This is a genomic window from Paenibacillus sp. NPDC057886 (assembly GCF_042796655.1).
GTDB lineage: Bacteria > Bacillota > Bacilli > Paenibacillales > Paenibacillaceae > Paenibacillus.
In genome coordinates, this window is sequence record NZ_JBHVMZ010000003.1 from 358746 (window position 1) to 376411 (window position 17666).

The window sequence follows — 17666 nt, forward strand, 5'->3', positions numbered from 1 at the left end:
CCAAATTAACTATTTGATCAGGAGAGGTGGAATTCGATTTGGAGAAGTTCAAAGGAATGACAGGATTCAGAAAGAAACGTTGGGCATTACCCGCACTGCTTGTACTTGTATTGCTACTGGCGGGTCAATCTCGGGCATTCGCAGCATTCTGGAATTTGACCGGAGATATTGCAGTCCACGATCCTTCCATCATCAAAGAGGGAAGCTCATGGTACACCTTTTCAACCGGTCCGGGCATTCAGGTACTGAAATCGGATAACGGGTCATCCTGGTATCGTGTTCCACAAATCTTTCTGAGCAAACCTTCCTGGTGGGCCACTGCCGTTCCGGGACAGAGCGGTTTGGACGTATGGGCACCTGATATTGAGCAATATAACGGTAAAGTGTGGCTGTATTATTCCATTTCTACCTTTGGCTCGAATAGATCCGCAATTGGTCTTGCATCTGCGAACAGCATAGGTGCGGGGCAGTGGAAGGATGAGGGGCTGGTGCTTCAGACTACATCTGCCAATAACTACAACGCCATTGATCCGAATCTGGTCATCGATGCCTCAGGCAACCCCTGGCTGGCTTTCGGTTCTTTCTGGAGCGGCCTGAAGATTGTGAAACTCGACAAAACCACGATGAAACCGACCGGAAGCATATCCTCCATTGCGGCGCGTCCGAATAATGGCGGAGCCATTGAAGCTCCAAGTATTGTGTACCGGAATGGTTATTATTACTTGTTTGCCTCGATTGATTCTTGCTGCCAGGGCGTGAACAGCACGTACAAAATGGTCTATGGTCGTTCAACGAGTATAACAGGTCCGTATGTGGACAAAAACGGCGTGAACATGTTGAATGGCGGAGGAACCCTATTGGATTCGGGGAATGCCAAGTGGAAGGGACCCGGCGGTCAGGATGTGTATAACGGTAATGTGATTGCGCGCCACGCGTACGATGCCGATGATAATGGCAATCCGAAATTGCTAATTAACGACTTGCTGTGGGATTCCAGCGGATGGCCAACCTACTAGTTTATTTTAAATAAATATAAAATGTTTTAATAAAGTATTGACTAAAGTGATCTGGGTTTGATAAATTTAACAACAGAAATCTTATTTTACTGAATTGAATACGGTTACAAATCCAGATCAGGAGGGGTTCAGATGGTAAAGAAAAAAAGATTGGTCACACTTATGCTTCTAATGCTGGTAAGTGCACTCGTGTTTGCGGGCTGCGGAGGAAGCAGCGGATCAAGCGGGGACAAGGAATTGACATTCATGTTCCGGGGTGGCACGGATGAACAGAAGGCATATCAAGCAGTGGTTAAGAAATTCGAAGAAGAGCATCCCGGCGTCAAAGTCAAAATTATCGTAACAGCTGCGGATCAATACGCAACAAAATTGAGAGCTGCCATTACAGGCAACAGCTTGCCGGACGTGTTTTATTTTAACCCTGGCGATGTGAAAGCTTATGTAAACAGCAATGTACTGATGAACCTGACACCTTACATTGAAAATAATGCGGACGTAGATCTGGACAACATCTGGAAATATGGTATGGACTTGTATCGCTATGATGGCAAAATGGCAGGTCAGGGCGATATCTACGGCATGCCGAAAGATTTGGGTCCGTTTGCACTCGGTTATAACAAGACGTTATTTGAAAAAGAGGGCATCCCATTCCCTGACAAGGACAAGCCATACACATGGGAAGAATTCATCCAAGTCAACCAGCAAGCGACCAAGGATACGAATGGCGATGGTAAACCGGACGTATTTGGTACGGGCTTTAACGTACAGTGGGCGTTGCAGTCCTTTGTATGGAGCAATGGTGCAGACTGGCTGGATGAGAGCAAAACGAAGGTAACCATTGATGATCCGAAATTCGCGGAAGCACTTCAATTCTTTGCGGACATGCAAAACAAATACAAAATCACGCCTTCCATTGAGGAAGCGCAAACATTGGATACGTATCAACGCTGGATGAAAGGGGAAATGGCCTTCTTCCCTGTAGGTCCGTGGGATATGAGTACATTCGAGAAACTGCCTTTCGAGTATGATTTGCTGCCTTTCCCTGCGGGCTCTACCGGAAAATCAGCGACGTGGATCGGTTCCCTGGGTATCGGTGTATCGGCCAAAACGAAACATCCGGAAGAAGCTGCAGCATTGGTTAATTACCTCACAGCTTCGAAGGAAGGCATGCAGCAACTAGTGGATGCCAAAGTACAGATTCCTAATCTGCTTGATATGGCAGATGAATGGGCCAAGGATACTTCAACGAAACCTGCCAACAAACAGGAATTCATTGATATCGTAGAAGATTACGGCCGTGCTCTGCCAGGTAACTACACGTACAATGCGGAGTGGTATGACCTGTTCTTCACCGACATTCAGCCGGTGTTGGATGGCAAGATTACAGCTGCAGATTATGTGAAGCAGCAGCAGCCCAAAATGCAAAAACTGTTGGACAAAGCGGTAGAGCAAGAGAAGAAATCTCAGAAATAAGCATTTTGTAAAGTGCTGAACTGTGAATGAAAAGATTGAAGGGTAGGTTCTAGAGAGAAGCAGCCTACGCAGAATGGATAGAGTAGTGAATTCCGTGTTCAAAAAAAGGCGGTGCCAGCAGCCTGCTATCACGCTGCTGGCATCATTTTGGATTCCATGCGGGCATGTTGCATGAATTGATCAAGCAAGCAGGCATCCATCGATTCATGCAACATGCTGATATTAGAAACAGGGGTGAGCGCAGTGATTACAAAATCTAGTTTGTATCGCAAAGAGAGGCTGTACGGATATTTGTTTATTTTGCCTCCGGTTCTTGGTTTGCTGATCTTTGTCCTGTTCCCTTTCCTTTATTCCTTGTACGGTTCGTTTACGGATTGGGATGGCTTGGGACAGATGAACTTTATCGGTTTAGCCAATTTTAAGGATTTGCTCACGGATGATCTGTTTTACAAAGCGATGTTCAACACCTTTTATCTGATGCTGGGTATCCCGATTGGTTTGTTGCTTGCCTTGCTGCTGGCGATGGGTCTGAATCGTAAAATTCCCGGCACAACGACGTTCCGTGTGATCTATTATATTCCGGTCATTTCTTCCCTCGCAGCGGTGTCGATCATGTGGAACTGGGCGTACAACGGGGATTACGGATTAGTAAACCAATTCCTTGATCTGTTCGGGATTGAAGGCCCTAACTGGCTCGCAAACAAAAACACGGTTAAACCGGCCCTGATAATTATGACGGTGTGGAAAGGCCTGGGATACACGATGTTATTGTACCTGGCTGCATTGCAAAGTGTATCACGTACCTATTACGAAGCCGCTGAGCTGGATGGAGCGAACGGGTTTCAGATCTTCCGCAACATTACCTGGCCGATGGTGAAGCCGGTTACCTTTTTCCTCGTTGTTACGAATATTATTGGTGGTTCCCAAATCTTTACCGAAATGAACATTATGACGCCTACGGGTGGTCCTGAATATTCATCCGCATCAATTGTCTTCTACATCTGGCAGAAAGCCTTCAGTAACCTGCAAATGGGTTATGCCTCTGCAATGGCCATGATTCTTGGTATTTTCATTTTTGTCATTACCTTGGTGCAATTCAAAATGAACGAAAAATCAGCCTATGATGGGGATTAATGGTCTAGGAAAGGAGTGAACCGGAGATGTCTTACAGTCAAAAGAGGAGATTAACGAACTCTATCATTTTTATCGTTTTGGCGATTGGTGCTATTGCGATGATTGCACCACTGATCTGGATGTTGTCTACTTCCGTGAAGGAGAAACAGGATGTGTTCGCACTTCCGCCCGTGTGGATACCTGAAGTGTTCCAATTCGGAAAGTATAAGGAAATCTGGGAAGCAGGTCCGCTACTCAGCGGGATCAAAAACAGCTTGATCGTGGCGGTAAGTGTTACCGTTGTCGGGACGTTTACGTCCAGTATCGCTGCCTTTGCTTTTGCCAAATTGAGATTTCCGCATAAAAATAAACTGTTTCTTGCTTTGCTTGCATCCATGATGATTCCGTATCCGACAGTCATGATTCCGCAATTCATCATGTTCTCGAAGCTGGGCTGGGTGGACACGCTGTTACCGCTGATCGTTCCAGGATTATTTGGTAATGTTGTCATGATCTTCTTCCTTCGTCAATACCTGCTTAGTGTGCCTGATGCCATTATTGAAGCAGCGAAAATTGATGGCAGCTCCTATTTCCGACTGTACTCGAGCATTACGTTCCCGCTCATTAAACCGGCGATTGCAGCTCAACTGATTCTCTGGTTCATGGGCATCTGGAATGATTATCTGGCACCGATTATTTATCTGAATTCACCTGAAAAACAGACCTTGCAGCTCGTCATTGCGAACTTCAATGCCACGTATGCAATCCAGACGGATTATCCGCTCATTATGGCGGCGTCTATTGTTGCGCTGTTGCCGGTATTAATTATCTTCCTGATCTTCCAGAAGCAGATTATTGAATCGGTAGCGATCTCTGGAGTGAAAGGATGAATCAGCGGAGAGCATTCCGCAGGTGGACAAATTCAGGAAAAGGAGTTGTTGTTTCCATGTTGCTGCTGCTGTTGGTTGGAGCTACAGGCTGTTCTGGAAATGGAGTGGGGGAAGCCGTTTCCCCACCAGTTTTTCCGGATGCTCCCCAAGATACTCCATTGTATGACACCTCCATTCTGGACGACGAATCCCGTTGGACGGTGAACAATGCACATGACCCGGCCATTATCAAAACAGATCAGGGATATTACGTCTATTCCACAGACGTTCGTGTAGCAGGGGAAGCGAAACCCGGCGTCATGGTACGCAAATCGGATGATCTGATCAACTGGTCATGGGTAGGTCAGGCTTTGCCGGGTATTCCGAAGGAAGCCCTCGATTGGACTGGGGCAGTAAATCTGTGGGCACCGGATGTGATTCAGGTTGGCGACACCTACCGGATGTATTATTCGGCTTCGACCTTTGGCAGTACACGTTCGGCTATTGGTTTGCAGACATCCTCGTCCCCGGAAGGCCCTTGGACAGATGAAGGGTTGGTTGTTAAAACATCCGAGAACGAAAAGGATAAGTTAAATGCCATTGATGCCAATCCGGTATTGGATGCCGAAGGCAATTCATGGATGGTCTACGGGTCCTTTTTCGACGGAATATACATTGCACCTCTCGATCCGGAAACCGGAAAGTTCAAGGAGGAGGGGTATGGTACCCGCATTGCCGCCCGCGATCGTGCTACGGAAGAAGGTGCGGTGGAGGGTCCATATATTGTGTATAACCCGGAGTTTAAAAAGTATTATCTCTTCGTCTCATATGATTCCTTATTCGAAGATTATAACGTACGTGTAGCCCGCGCTGATTCCATTACAGGCCCCTACACGGACGTAAATGGCATGAACATGCTGGATACGGAGCACCTGCCTCAATATGAAGTCGGAACCAAAATTCTGGGCGGCTACCGCTTCACCGAAGGTGAGGGCTGGGTTGCACCTGGGCATAACTCGGTCCTTCAAGATGGCGACGATTATTATATCGTGCATCATGCGAGAGGCGAGACAGATAAAAACTGGCCGTATCTGCATGTACGTAAAATGCTGTGGACCAAGGACGGATGGCCTGTTGTGTCACCAGAACGTTATGCAGGTGAGTACGCACAGGACATTCCGAAGTCGATGATCGCCGGGGAGTGGGAAGGCCTGGCTGTTGATCCGTCGGTGGACGGACAGGTGCAGGCAGTGCCTTACACCTTGCAAGGCAGCGGCAAAATCAAAAGCGAAAACGGTTCAGGCAAATGGACGTTTGATGGCAAACAAACACTGACGTTGGAGTGGAAAGAAAGCCCGTGGGGCGGAGCTTCCACAGAAGAGCTCAAGCTGCTCCCATCCTGGGACTGGGAGCGAAGCCAGCCTGCGCTTGTGGTTACGGGCCTGAACGACCGCGGCATTGCCGTCTGGGGCAAGCAGATCAGCGCCGCGGAGGAATAGCGAGCCATAGATATGGCTCGAAGTTAGGTGGAGTCGACCGAGCGAAGCGGTCGACCCATAGACCGAGCCACACCGATGGCTCGGAGTTTGGATTTGGTTCAGCGAGCGCGGTTAGAGCGAAGCTGTTGCTTTTAAGGTGCACAAGCAGCGTAGGGGGAGGAAGGAGCCAAAGGAGCGTCTTTGGCATCCGATTTCAACCGCCAAGAGCGGTGTGAAAGGAAATCGGAGGACAAGAGAGCGACAAGGCCTTACCACCCCCGAAGCGTCCGTGGTGCACCAGCATAGGTTTTACGTTTTTCGCTCAAAGGCTACAAATCTTACTCCGAGCCATACACACACATTTGAGGGGAGCATTCCCATGACTGATTCCATTACATTTACCAATCCCATCTTGGAGCAGCGTGCTGATCCGTGGGTGTACCGTCATACAGATGGTTACTATTATTTCTCTGCTTCCGTGCCAGCCTTTGACCGGATTGAGATCCGCCGTGCACTGACTTTGGAAGAGTTGAGAGATGCCGAGCCCGTAACGGCATGGTACAAACATGATACAGGACCGATGAGTGCCAACATCTGGGCGCCCGAAATCCATTTTATCGATGGCAAATGGTACATATACTACGCTGCTGCCCACACGAGCGAGACCAACGAAGGTCTTTTCGACCACCGGATGTATGTATTGGAGAATGATTCTGCGAATCCACTGGAAGGTGAATGGGTAGAAAAAGGACAAATTCATACGCGCTGGGAGACGTTTGCACTGGATGAAACGACTTTTGAGCATAAGGGAATCCGTTATCTGGTCTGGGCGCAGAAAGATCCAGCCATTGTAGGTAACTCGAACCTGTACATTTCCGAAATGGAAAATCCGTGGACACTGCGTGGAGAACAGGTGATGATCGCGACACCTGAATTTGATTGGGAGATCATCGGCTTCAAGGTAAATGAAGGGGCAGCAGTACTGCATCGCAATGGGCGGATCTTCATTGGCTACTCTGCGAGTGCGACCGACTATAATTATTGTATGGGTTTGCTCACTGCGGATGAAGACGCCGACTTGCTTGATCCAGCGAGCTGGGTGAAATCGCCTAAGCCGGTATTCCAAACGTGTGAAGCGAATGGTCAATATGGTCCGGGTCATAACAGCTTTACGGTATCTCCAGACGGCAAAACGGATATTCTGATCTATCACGCACGAAACTACAAGGACATTGAGGGAGATCCTCTCTACGATCCAAACCGCCATGCCCGCGCGCAGGTCATTCGCTGGAACGAAGATGGCACGCCTGACTTTGGAGTCCCTGTTCCAGATGGGAAGGCTGCGGCTGAAGCGAAATAATAATACTGCTAAAGTTTTAATATAGTAAGCCCTTAGTCAGCGAGCCATGCTGATTAGGGGCTTTTGCTTATGTACACATTGAGAGGGGAGACTTGAAGATGACTATGGTGGTCTGCATAGAAGCAACCATCCCCAGAACTCTGCGTATGAGGAGTATACAATTCACTATACACATAACATTAGGAGGCCATATATGGATTCGCGCGAGACATTGGACCGGGAGCTGGAACAGATTTTAAAATGGGAAAAAGGGCAAAAGGACTTGTTTATTTGGGACAAAATTGGACGTTTGCCATTTGCCATGCTGGATAAAGTGATGCCCAAAGCGCTGAAACAGAAGATTGGAGACTCGCTGAACGAAGTCGGTCAGTATGTGCAGAATGGCGGAAAATTTCTCGTTCAGAAAAAGAAGGTGGCGGAGCTGCTCCAAGAGGAAGCGATCAAATCCGGTTATTCCATGAAGGCCGATACCTCTTACGATGAACAGGATGGAGAGACAAAAGATACGACGAAAATCCACAGTGTGGAAGGTTTACCGCTTGAAGTACTGGATCGCACTGCTGATAGCATTACGAACAGTCGAACGAGGTTTGCTGCCGCACAAGGGGCCGCAACAGGCATTGGAGGCATTGTAACGATTGCGGCGGATATTCCGATGGTGATGGGGCTTTCCCTGAAGGTGCTGCAGGAGATGGCGCTATGTTACGGATATGATCCCGACGAACCCCAAGAGCGCATATTTATCGTCAAATGTCTGCAATTCTCCTCCGCCGATATTGTGGGCAAGAAAGCGATTATTGATGAACTCGCCGATTACGATAATCCGGACAAGCAGGTTGAGGTTATTTCTCAGATGCAGGGCTGGCGGGAGGTTTTTAATTCCTACAGCGAATCTTTTGGTTGGAAAAAGCTGTTCCAGCTCATTCCGATTGCCGGCATGGTATTCGGTTCGGTGAGTAACAAAAATACGATTCGTGATGTTGCCGAAGCCGGAAAAATGTTATATAAAAAGCGGCTGATTCTTCAGCGTTTGAAGTAGCTTAAAGTAATACACCATATAAATAAAGGGTTCCTGCCGTCTGTTGTAAACACAGATTGAGGCAGGAACCCGTTTTGAAGTGAGTCTATCTTGGCTAGTGAGCTGAATTTCAGACCACTACAGAAAGTGCAAAACTAAAACCAATCTTATCTTTATTCTTCGCTACCGTTCTCTTCCGCCCAACGGTTGAGCAACTTATCCGATGGAAGTAGGAAGGTGAAGATACCGATTAGTGGCAGGAAGCTGCACATTTGCATGACTGGAGATACGCCGAACACGTCGATCCAGTTCCCCAGCACGAGTGCCCCCAAACCGCCCATACCAAATGCCAGACCAGTGATCAGGCCAGAAACGGTTCCAATTTTGCCTGGAATCAGCATTTGGGCATATACAACGGTCACCGAGAAGCTGGACAACATGATGAAACCAATAATGCTCAGCAATACGGCTGTCCAGAACAGATTGGCGTAAGGCAGCAGCAGCGCCAGTGGAGCGGCTCCGGCCATCGACAGGAAGATCATGTTGCGTTTACCGAAGCGGTCCGCCAGTGGACCACCAAAGAACGTACCAAGAGCCCCTGCCGCCAGGAACAGGAAGATATAGATCTGTGCGTCCTCTGTGGACAAGTTGAATGTATCCTTCAGGTTAAACGCATAGAAGCTGCCGATCGAAGCGACATACCACGAACGGACAAAGACGAGCAGAATCAAAATAGTTATGGCAGCAGCAATCTTTTTACGTAATGCCGGATTGGGTGCACGACGGGCTGCCGCCTGTCTACGCAAATACCCTCCCGATTGCAGCATGCGTCCATACCAGCGAGCGATATAGATTTGGACTGCGATCCCCGCAGCAGCAATGCCCGTGAATCCGATGGCGCCGAACAACCCAAACGGGATGAAAATCCATCTGGTAAGCAATGGAGCCAGAGACTGACCGGCGTTACCACCCACCTGGAAGATCGACTGAGCCAGACCCCGACGAGGCCCTGCAGCCATATGGGATACCCGTGAACCCTCCGGATGGAATGCCGCCGAACCGAGACCAACAAAGATGACGGAGATCAGGACAGCCATATAACTGTCGGCGAAGGCAAGCAATAGCATGCCGGTGAACGTAAAGCCCATGCCGATGGGCAGAATGGAGGGCGTCGGTTTTTTATCAGCAAACCAGCCTACAACAGGCTGCATAATGGACGCAGTAAAGTTAATAGCAAACGAAATCCATCCGATCTGCGTATACGTGAGATGCATGGAGTCTTTCAGAATTGGAAAAATAGCTGGAATTACAGATTGGATCGAATCATTGAACAAATGAACCAGACTGATGGCAATTAAGATCCGGTAAACGGTACCTTGGGCATCCAATCCGGGTGGAGCTTTCGAGCGCGCAGCGGCGTCTTTGGATAATGAATTTTGCATGGACATGTACAGTTCTCCTTTGGTCGCGGTCACGAGGGATCAGCGCCTGATGATGTGATGTGCCTAAGCATATTGTTACATAATAGGATAGATTTTAAGGGGCGACAAGGGGAACAGATGAAATTAACGCCCGCGTTCGGATATGGGATTGCACGGAATAAATGAATATACTACATAACTATTACAAAAATGGGTATTTTCATATACTCTTCGGAATACGTTATTAATAGTTCTTTTCCACATTTAACATAATACTGCTCTCCATTTAACAAAGCTAAGCTATGCTTTTTATCGTACAACCTATTGTATCGTGACTAGATTAAGCATTCGTAGGTTTCAAGAAGACTAGAGAGGATTGATCAGAAAAATGAAATCACTCAAGAAACAGGCATCCGTTGCTCTACTGGCTGTACCCTTGCTACTAACTTCTGTGGGAGGCAGTTACGCAAGTGCGGCAGCTTCTACAGACGTATCGCCTGCACCGGCACCAGCATGGGGATATTTTGTGGACACGTACAAAAATAATAAAGCGGATAACCAAACACCGGAGTCCAATCCGGCTCTTGGCGTGCTCTCGGGCTTCTCGCAGTTATGGAAAACGGGGGAAACCTGGGACACAGGAACCAAACTGAATGCAAGCGTGCTCGACCTTAATATTCGCAAAGTATTCAACACGTACATGCGCCGCACGGCGAGTGAGGCCGAATCAGCCTATCTGGATGACCGCAGAAGTCAGAGCTATAGTGTTATTGATGGTTTCGGACCCTATGCAGATACATATCGCTCCAAAGCGGAAGCCAACACAACAATCAAGGATGTTGCTGCCGACGCATTGACTACAAAATATAGTGATGAGGGCAACAATGCAGGTAACCCTGATTCGAGTCTTGGTAAAATGGTGAGCCTGGTTAACACCCTGCGTGGAGACTACTCTTCCACCAATCCATCCAAAACATATTTTAGTTACCCGCGGCCGTTTCGCTGGGTAGACAACTCACTTGTTGTCAACACGCTCCTCCCTGTACAAAATGCTGATGCGGAGAAAGACGGAGGATTTCCGAGTGGTCATACCAATGCCGCTTTCCTTAGCGCCTTTGCTTTTGCTTACGCGACACCTGAGCGTTATCAGGAACTGCTGACTCGTGCTTCCGAGCTTGGGGAGAGCCGTGTTATCGCAGGAATGCATTCCCCCTTGGATGTCATTGGTGGGCGGGTGCTGGCAACGGCTTTATCCGCGGCCATTTTGTCAGACCCAGCTAATGCTGAATTGAAGCAGGCGGCGTATGAGGAAGCACATAGCGTATTGTTATCCGACAAGGGCACTGCAACAGATGAATACAGCGACTACGCAGCTAATAAAAAAGAATATACCGAACGTTTAACGTTTGGATTTAAACAAATCGGTTCAAAAACAGAGCCAATGATTGTGCCAAAAGGTGCGGAAGTGTTACTTGAAACCCGCCAGCCTTACCTCAACGATACACAGCGTCGTGAAGTGTTGGCTACAACAGGATTGCCGTCCGGTTATCCGGTACTGGATGACGCAGAAGGCTGGGGGCGTCTGAATCTGTTTGCCGCAGCAGATGGTTATGGTGCCTTTAACGGTAACGTTACAGTTACTATGGATGCGGCCAAAGGTGGTTTCAATGCCAAAGATCAATGGCGCAATAATATCTCTGGTGAAGGAAAGCTGACGAAGAAGGGCACAGGAACATTGACGCTGCAAGGCAATAACACGTATACAGGCGGCACACAGGTTGATCAGGGAACCCTCGAGGGTGGATCGAAAACGGCCTTTGGTAAAGCGAGTGTAACCAACAATGGAGGAACGGTTGCCGAGGATGTGAAGGGGCAATTCGTAATCGGTGGAAACTTTACACAATCCTCCAAAGGAACGCTTGAACTGAACCTTGCAGATAAAACCGATGTACTTAACATCACGAAAACAGCAACGCTTGGTGGCAAATTGCACCTGAATTTCACAGATGGATACGTTCCTGACGATAACGCTACGATTGTGACATTTGATAAACGGGTCGGAACGTTCTCTTCGGTGGAAGTTTCCGGTCTGTCTAGCCATGTCAAAGTTAGCGTGATTTACAAAGCAGATAACATTCAGTTGAAAGTAATGAAATAACGCATCTAACATACTAAAAACAAAGAGCCGAACTTCTTCAGATTGAAGAGTCCGGCTTTTGTGCATTTTATGATTTTATTTTATACATAGCAGGATAGATGAACTATCGATTAACGATTATCAATCGTTTCTGTATACATATCATGATTCATCATGCGGTGCTCAGCCATTTGTTCGTACTTCGTACCTGGTTTGCCGTAGTTGGTATACGGGTCGATGGAAATGCCGCCACGCGGCGTGAATTTACCCCACACTTCAATGAAGCGTGGGTCCATCAGCTTGATCAGGTCGTTCATGATAATGTTGACACAATCCTCGTGGAAATCTCCATGGTTGCGGAAGCTGAATAGGTACAGCTTAAGTGACTTGCTCTCCACCATTTTCACATCAGGGATGTAGCTGATATAAATGGTAGCAAAGTCCGGCTGACCTGTAATCGGGCACAGGCTGGTGAACTCCGGGCAGTTGAATTTGACAAAATAATCCCGGTACGGGTGTTTGTTATCGAAGTTTTCCAGAATTCCCGGATCATATTCAAACGTATATTTTACGGCCTGGTTACCCAGCAACGTCAAATCTTGCATTTCATCAGGTTGTCTCATGATTCGTAAACGCTCCTTTAGTTCCGGCGCTGCACGAAGCTTACCGGTATATATGATAGGCCATCTTAGCCTCTGCATGTTCCCAAAATTACATCATGCTGCCCATTCCGCCCATATAGCCCATCAGACGCCGCGTTTGTTGCCCCACACAAGGGTATGCAGCTGTGGCAGCACACGAACGTCGTTGAGATCATCGGATGCACTGACTTGGTCAATCAGCCACTCATAACGGGCAAGCAACGAAGACGCCAGATCTGGGGTGTCGGCAGAAGTGACATCCGGGTTCCCGGTCTGCAAAAATAAATCCGTGCCCGGATACCGTGCATGCACACGGCGGGCATAGTCCAAGTCTGTCTCATCGAAAATTACGATCTTCAGACTGTGGCTTCGTTCCACCGGGCGAGCAGCCAGTCGGCCGATCAGATCATCCAGCACAGCCCAGTCGGTGTTCATGCCTGAGCTGGGAGGCTTGGGCGAGACGGTGACTTCGTCAATGTCCGCCAGCCAAGACTGCCAACGGGAGCCCTGCGTTTCTACCGCGGTGCGGATGCCGTTCTCCCGAAGCAGCTTAACCAATCCGCCCAGCGAAGCGAGCAGGGCAGGGTTGCCGCCTGAGATGGTCACATGGGAGAAGCGCGAGCCGCCAACGCGGCGCAATTCCTCCCACACGTCCTCCGGCGTAATCATCCGAATTAGGTCCTTGCCGCTGCCGTCCCAGGTAAAGGCCGAGTCACACCAGGAGCAGCGATAATCGCAGCCCGCGGTGCGGACGAACATCGTTTTCTGCCCAATAACCATACCTTCACCTTGAACCGTAGGGCCAAAAATCTCCATCACAGGAATCCGTGCCTCTTTGCCCCGTTCCACACTACTCATCAATCATCCACTCCCGTCTGGCCTCGGCGTAACTGGTCGGTGTCTCGTATAAGCGGACAAACTCTGTTCGACCACCTTCGGTCAGTGTGGCATACGGTTCGGTCTGCAAGGCATGTTCCATCTGCTCGAACAACCAGACGACCATATTTTCAGCTGTCGTGTTCATGAGGGGAAGGGTTTCGTTCAAATACTGATGATCCAGATACCCTTCAATTTGTGTTTTCCATATATCCTTGATATGTCCAAAATCAACTGTCAGTCCGGTCTCACCCGGATAACCGCTAATGCCAAAAACAACTTTATACGTATGCCCGTGCAAGTTCTTGCACTTGCCTTCATAACAATGCAGGTGATGTGCCGCGTCAAACGTAAACTCCTTGCTGACCAGCACACGTTTGCGATGATAGCGAAGCTGTGCAGGAAGAATATCTTCCCCAATCCGCTGCAACCGCTCCACAATACGGAATGTTCCCGGCTCTCTCATCGTACGTCCGCTCCCGCAGTTCCAGCTGAAGCAGAATGAGTGCGTTGCTCCACATAACGATCCAGCCCGGCTTTGCGCAGTTTGCAGGCAGGACATTCTCCGCAGCCATCGCCGATAATCCCGTTATAACAGGTCAGTGTACGTTCGCGTACATAATCGAAGGCTCCAAGATCATCCGCCATTTTCCATGTCTGGGCTTTGTCCAGCCACATCAGTGGGGTGTGAATGACAAACGGGTAGTCCATGGACAGATTCAGCGTAACATTCATCGATTTCACAAACGAATCCCGACAATCCGGGTAACCGCTGAAATCCGTTTCGCATACACCTGTGACGAGGTGACGAGCCCCTTTTTGCTTCGCCATAATGGCCGCAAAACTGAGGAACAGCAGATTCCGCCCATCGACAAACGTACTTGGCAATTCGCCTTCTTCATGTGTAATCTCCACATCCGTACGGGTGAGTGCATTGGGTGCGAGCTGGTTTAACAAACTCATGTCCAGTACCGTTTGCTGTACACCCAGATCGCGAGCGATCTCTGCGGCGCATTCAATCTCCAGCTTGTGACGCTGGCCGTAATCGAAGGTAACCACCTCAACCTCGGCAAATTGCTGTTTGGCCCAGAACAAACAAGTCGTACTGTCCTGACCACCGCTGAATACAACGACTGCTTTTTCTTCGTTCAACATAAAAAAACCTCTCCATCTTCTTAAGATCAATCCATGCACATAGGCACAGAGTGTCGGAAGAACAGAGAAGTTCATGAACTGGCATCCATCAAAAAACACACCTTCTCGCAGGCTGCTTCAAAAAAGCAGGCACGATCTAGTGTCCTTAGTTTTTTACGTACGTTGTTACCAAAATGTACGCAAGACTATTTTGACCTTAATGAAGGTCGAGTCTTATAGAGGGAGTTCGCGAACCTCTCCCATGCCTTAGGCATGGATTTTCTTCTTCAATTGTCCGATACAGTATAACACAATTCTAGGATAGTGAGCATGCTTTCCATGAGAACCCATTTAAAACCGAGCCGAATGTCATCTGGACTTATTTGATCAATACATTTCCAAAAGGAATGACTTCCTTCAGAATGCGCTTAAATAAGCCTTCATCATTCATATCCTGTTCCAGTCTATGGTTTTCACGTCCGGCCTGAAAGAGTACAGAGCCATGTCCTGTCATCTTCCAATGGTAGTTCATATGCTGGCTGGCAAGGTTGTTCCCATATACGGTAAGTTCAAGCTGCGCGTTCTCGGGATAGGCGATAATGCTGCCTGCATCCACGTATAGTGGTGCAGTAGGGTGCAGTTCCTGCTGGCAGACCTGACCTTGTGTCAGCAATCCAATTTTGCCTTTACCAGAAAACTTCATTTTCACGGCATCCCGGGTAATCAGCATGTTTTTGATTTTCTGAATTTTGGTATGCATCGTGACGCCGTCAGCGTAGAAAAAAAGGTGGCGGAAGTCGTACAGCAGATCGCTGTTCTCGCTCAGTTCAACTTCCTTCATGGTGAATCCGGGAGGCAGGGCGGCCACAAATTGACAAGGGCCGGTAATTTCGGATTTGATCAGCTTTTTTTTGCGATAGATACCTGAAATATTCATAAATTTATCATTGCGACTGCTGCTTGGGCCGCGAAAAGCGACAATTTGCTGGGGGTGGAGGATATGCAGGCGGTCGTCCTGGATCAACGAGAACGTGACCACTTGTCCGGCTCCGCCAGCTTCGGCATTATTCAGGTGTATGTGCATGCGGTTGCTCCTGTTCTTTTATACTCGGCCTGAACGGCGACGCATTCCCCAGCGCATCACCCGAATCAGAATGAAGTATCCCAATATGAGTGAAACGGCTGTGATAATCATCGTTTGAATGCGTTTGGCAGTTGCCGTTTTGGCATCCTGATCATTTTGCAGCTTGCTCACCATGTCGGTCAGTTTTTCGTTTTGCGCCAGCAGCAACTCGTTCTGGGCCTTGAATGCTTCGACATTCGCCTGGGCTTGTCCCAATTGCGTAGAGGTCTGATTCAATTGCTCCAGTGTCTGTTTATAGCTTTCCTGCAAGGCGTTCACTTCTCCAGGAAGCTCGGAGACTCGTTCCCAACCACTATAGATATCGGAGAATATATTGGCATTTGCTGCACTGACTGTTGAAGTCAAAGAAACAGTAAACAATACACATGTGGTGAATAACACCCGAATGAAATAACCCTGAATGGATTTTGGCATGAATGGCACCTTCTTTCGGTTACATAATCGTTTGTCGATTTCGTCGTTATTTGTTGAAATACGGCTCTTACATTATACGTCAAAACCGGGACAATGGGTTCAAGATGATGTAGTTTTAATTACCCTATTTGAGAATAAATCAATACATGTGGACAACTGTTTAATTTTAAGAACGTCGGGGTAATAGAAGGACAGGGAGCACTCCGGACGGTCTTGACCTCATTCTTTTACTTCAGTTCCGTGTGCCTGCTATTCATATTAACGAAATTTGTAATTTAATGAGTGAAATCAATATATCCGATTTTTATGAAGATCGTGAATACGAAGGAGTAGAAACATATGTACACAACTAAACAAGCTGCAACAACCAAAACGATTATGATTACTGTAAATGGTGAGCCGATTGGGCGTGAATTGATTATCGACAGTATTACTTATGCTCCAATCACAGAACCTGATTCTATACAAAATTCACACAAAATGGGATTGAATACTTCTACGATTTAAGTTAGGACTTGTCATATAAAAGTGGTCTAAAAGCTTGGCATACTGCCAAGCTTTTTCGTCGTTTATTGTCGTAATTTCACGGATTTAGGGGCGAGAAACTAATATTATGGAAAAATTTCCTGCGAACATATGTTCCGTGACAATATAGTGTCCATTTACCCTGATAACTTAGAAGATAATACATATAAATCGGGGGAGAGACTACCAGTGAACTCAGTCTTTGAAGTATCTTATTCGTGGAATAGAGAGGCCATACCGACAGGGGGAGCGGACCCCGTATATATGATGGTAGAGTGGCGTAACGGAGCCCCTGCCAAAAGACTCAGGAAAATAGCACCCAAAATTGTGTCGAGAGACTTGGAACTTTTGCTCAAACCAGAATTTGGAATTCAGCTCAAGGGTATCTATGGCTGTCGTTCCAAAGAAACGGATATCGGTTGGGTTCTAAGACTAGGAGATGTGTATAAGGGAGAGAGTAAACAAATCTTACTCGAATTCGCCATGGGACCTCGTGTATCGGGGAAAAGTGCCGTATGTTCTGCTTATTGGAGTACGCGAAAATTGAAACAAAGCCAGAGAGTGCTGCTGCGAAGAGAACAGTTGTATATTCAGTACACCAGTCATCTGGGCATGCTGCGCCAGCCGGAAGATCCCAAGGTAGAGAAGACGATCAAATTAAACGAAACCGTTCCTCTGATTAAACAAGCTTTGCGCGCTTATGAAAGAGGTCGTACACAAGAGGGCAGTGACATGCTGCGTCGTCATGCAGATGCACTGTTAATTGAAGCGGCTCGCAGACAAGATCTGGATTATTATGCGGAAGCCGAAATTTTGGAGAAACTTCGGCACCATTACGGGATTACTTTTAATTCCAAGGTTCATAATCGCGGAAAAACGATGTTAGGTGAATAGGGATAAAGAACTAGGGATGTTGGTATGGAAAGGAATGTATCTACATAATTTTTTGAAGGTGAAGTCAAGGAATAAGTCGAATGTACTAAACAACATAATAATAAAAAAATGGATGGAGTTGTATCGAATTTATTGAAACAACATCGTGGAGGG

At 47.7% G+C, this 17666-nt stretch carries 17 protein-coding genes; 10 read left to right on the forward strand and 7 right to left on the reverse strand.

All coding sequences use genetic code 11. The features are described 5' to 3' along the window. Nucleotides 1–56 precede the first annotated feature (56 nt). The 7 genes from abnA (at nt 57) to ACFVQB_RS12255 (ending at nt 8348) form a co-directional block, all read left to right on the forward strand. Nucleotides 57–1016, forward strand: a complete 960-nt coding sequence (gene abnA, locus ACFVQB_RS12225; RefSeq protein ID WP_379439721.1) for an arabinan endo-1,5-alpha-L-arabinosidase AbnA — start codon at nt 57–59, stop codon at nt 1014–1016. Between the two features lie 132 nt (nt 1017–1148). Further along, nucleotides 1149–2489 (forward strand): ABC transporter substrate-binding protein, encoded by a 1341-nt coding sequence (locus ACFVQB_RS12230; RefSeq protein ID WP_379438860.1) that lies wholly within the window; start codon nt 1149–1151, stop codon nt 2487–2489. Nucleotides 2490–2732: 243 nt separating this feature from the next. Further along, entirely contained in the window at nt 2733–3623 is an 891-nt protein-coding gene (locus tag ACFVQB_RS12235; RefSeq protein WP_379438862.1) for a carbohydrate ABC transporter permease, read from the forward strand. A 26-nt stretch (nt 3624–3649) separates the two neighbouring features. Continuing rightward, a complete protein-coding gene (locus ACFVQB_RS12240) occupies nt 3650–4492 on the forward strand; it encodes a carbohydrate ABC transporter permease (protein WP_379438863.1) in 843 nt (280 codons plus the stop codon). A gap of 56 nt (nt 4493–4548) precedes the next feature. Further along, a complete protein-coding gene (locus ACFVQB_RS12245; RefSeq protein ID WP_379438866.1) occupies nt 4549–5970 on the forward strand; it encodes an arabinan endo-1,5-alpha-L-arabinosidase in 1422 nt (473 codons plus the stop codon). A 358-nt stretch (nt 5971–6328) separates the two neighbouring features. Next, nucleotides 6329–7309 (forward strand): glycoside hydrolase family 43 protein, encoded by a 981-nt coding sequence (locus tag ACFVQB_RS12250; RefSeq protein WP_379438868.1) that lies wholly within the window; start codon nt 6329–6331, stop codon nt 7307–7309. Nucleotides 7310–7502: 193 nt separating this feature from the next. Continuing rightward, nucleotides 7503–8348 (forward strand): EcsC family protein, encoded by an 846-nt coding sequence (locus ACFVQB_RS12255; RefSeq protein WP_379438871.1) that lies wholly within the window; start codon nt 7503–7505, stop codon nt 8346–8348. 152 nt (nt 8349–8500) lie between these two features. Here the strand turns inward: ACFVQB_RS12255 and ACFVQB_RS12260 are convergent, their stop codons facing one another. After that, the gene (locus ACFVQB_RS12260; protein WP_062324021.1) at nt 8501–9769 is read right to left on the reverse strand and encodes an MFS transporter; all 1269 of its coding nucleotides are present in this window, start codon (nt 9767–9769) and stop codon (nt 8501–8503) included. Nucleotides 9770–10136: 367 nt separating this feature from the next. Between ACFVQB_RS12260 and ACFVQB_RS12265 the strand changes: the two genes are divergently transcribed. Next, the gene (locus ACFVQB_RS12265) at nt 10137–11906 is read left to right on the forward strand and encodes an acid phosphatase (RefSeq protein ID WP_379438874.1); all 1770 of its coding nucleotides are present in this window, start codon (nt 10137–10139) and stop codon (nt 11904–11906) included. Between the two features lie 110 nt (nt 11907–12016). Here ACFVQB_RS12265 and queF read toward each other — a convergent pair whose 3' ends face one another. The 6 genes from queF to ACFVQB_RS12295 all read right to left on the reverse strand — a co-directional run bounded on the left by queF (nt 12017) and on the right by ACFVQB_RS12295 (nt 16094). Further along, nucleotides 12017–12508: a preQ(1) synthase gene (queF, locus tag ACFVQB_RS12270; protein ID WP_379438876.1), complete on the reverse strand. Its 492-nt coding sequence runs from the start codon at nt 12506–12508 to the stop codon at nt 12017–12019. A 123-nt stretch (nt 12509–12631) separates the two neighbouring features. Then, nucleotides 12632–13384, reverse strand: coding sequence for a 7-carboxy-7-deazaguanine synthase QueE (gene queE / locus ACFVQB_RS12275; RefSeq protein WP_379438878.1), 753 nt, complete (start codon nt 13382–13384; stop codon nt 12632–12634). Continuing rightward, complete coding sequence (gene queD, locus ACFVQB_RS12280) at nt 13377–13868, reverse strand: 6-carboxytetrahydropterin synthase QueD (RefSeq protein ID WP_379438880.1); 492 nt, start codon at nt 13866–13868, stop codon at nt 13377–13379. Before queD ends, queE begins: the two co-directional genes overlap by 8 nt. Continuing rightward, nucleotides 13865–14554 (reverse strand): 7-cyano-7-deazaguanine synthase QueC, encoded by a 690-nt coding sequence (gene queC, locus ACFVQB_RS12285; RefSeq protein WP_379439725.1) that lies wholly within the window; start codon nt 14552–14554, stop codon nt 13865–13867. Before queC ends, queD begins: the two co-directional genes overlap by 4 nt. Nucleotides 14555–14915: 361 nt before the next feature. After that, nucleotides 14916–15620 carry an AIM24 family protein gene (locus ACFVQB_RS12290; RefSeq protein ID WP_379438883.1) on the reverse strand — a complete coding sequence of 235 codons (705 nt, stop codon included), beginning with the start codon at nt 15618–15620 and terminating at the stop codon, nt 14916–14918. Between the two features lie 18 nt (nt 15621–15638). Continuing rightward, nucleotides 15639–16094: a hypothetical protein gene (locus ACFVQB_RS12295; RefSeq protein WP_379438885.1), complete on the reverse strand. Its 456-nt coding sequence runs from the start codon at nt 16092–16094 to the stop codon at nt 15639–15641. A 339-nt stretch (nt 16095–16433) separates the two neighbouring features. Here ACFVQB_RS12295 and ACFVQB_RS12300 point away from each other — a divergent pair, with 339 nt between their 5' ends. Next, nucleotides 16434–16601 carry a hypothetical protein gene (locus ACFVQB_RS12300; RefSeq protein WP_379438888.1) on the forward strand — a complete coding sequence of 56 codons (168 nt, stop codon included), beginning with the start codon at nt 16434–16436 and terminating at the stop codon, nt 16599–16601. Nucleotides 16602–16808: 207 nt separating this feature from the next. Further along, on the forward strand, nt 16809–17513 hold the full coding sequence (locus ACFVQB_RS12305; RefSeq protein ID WP_379438890.1) for a hypothetical protein: 705 nt from the start codon (nt 16809–16811) through the stop codon (nt 17511–17513). Nucleotides 17514–17666 lie beyond the last annotated feature (153 nt).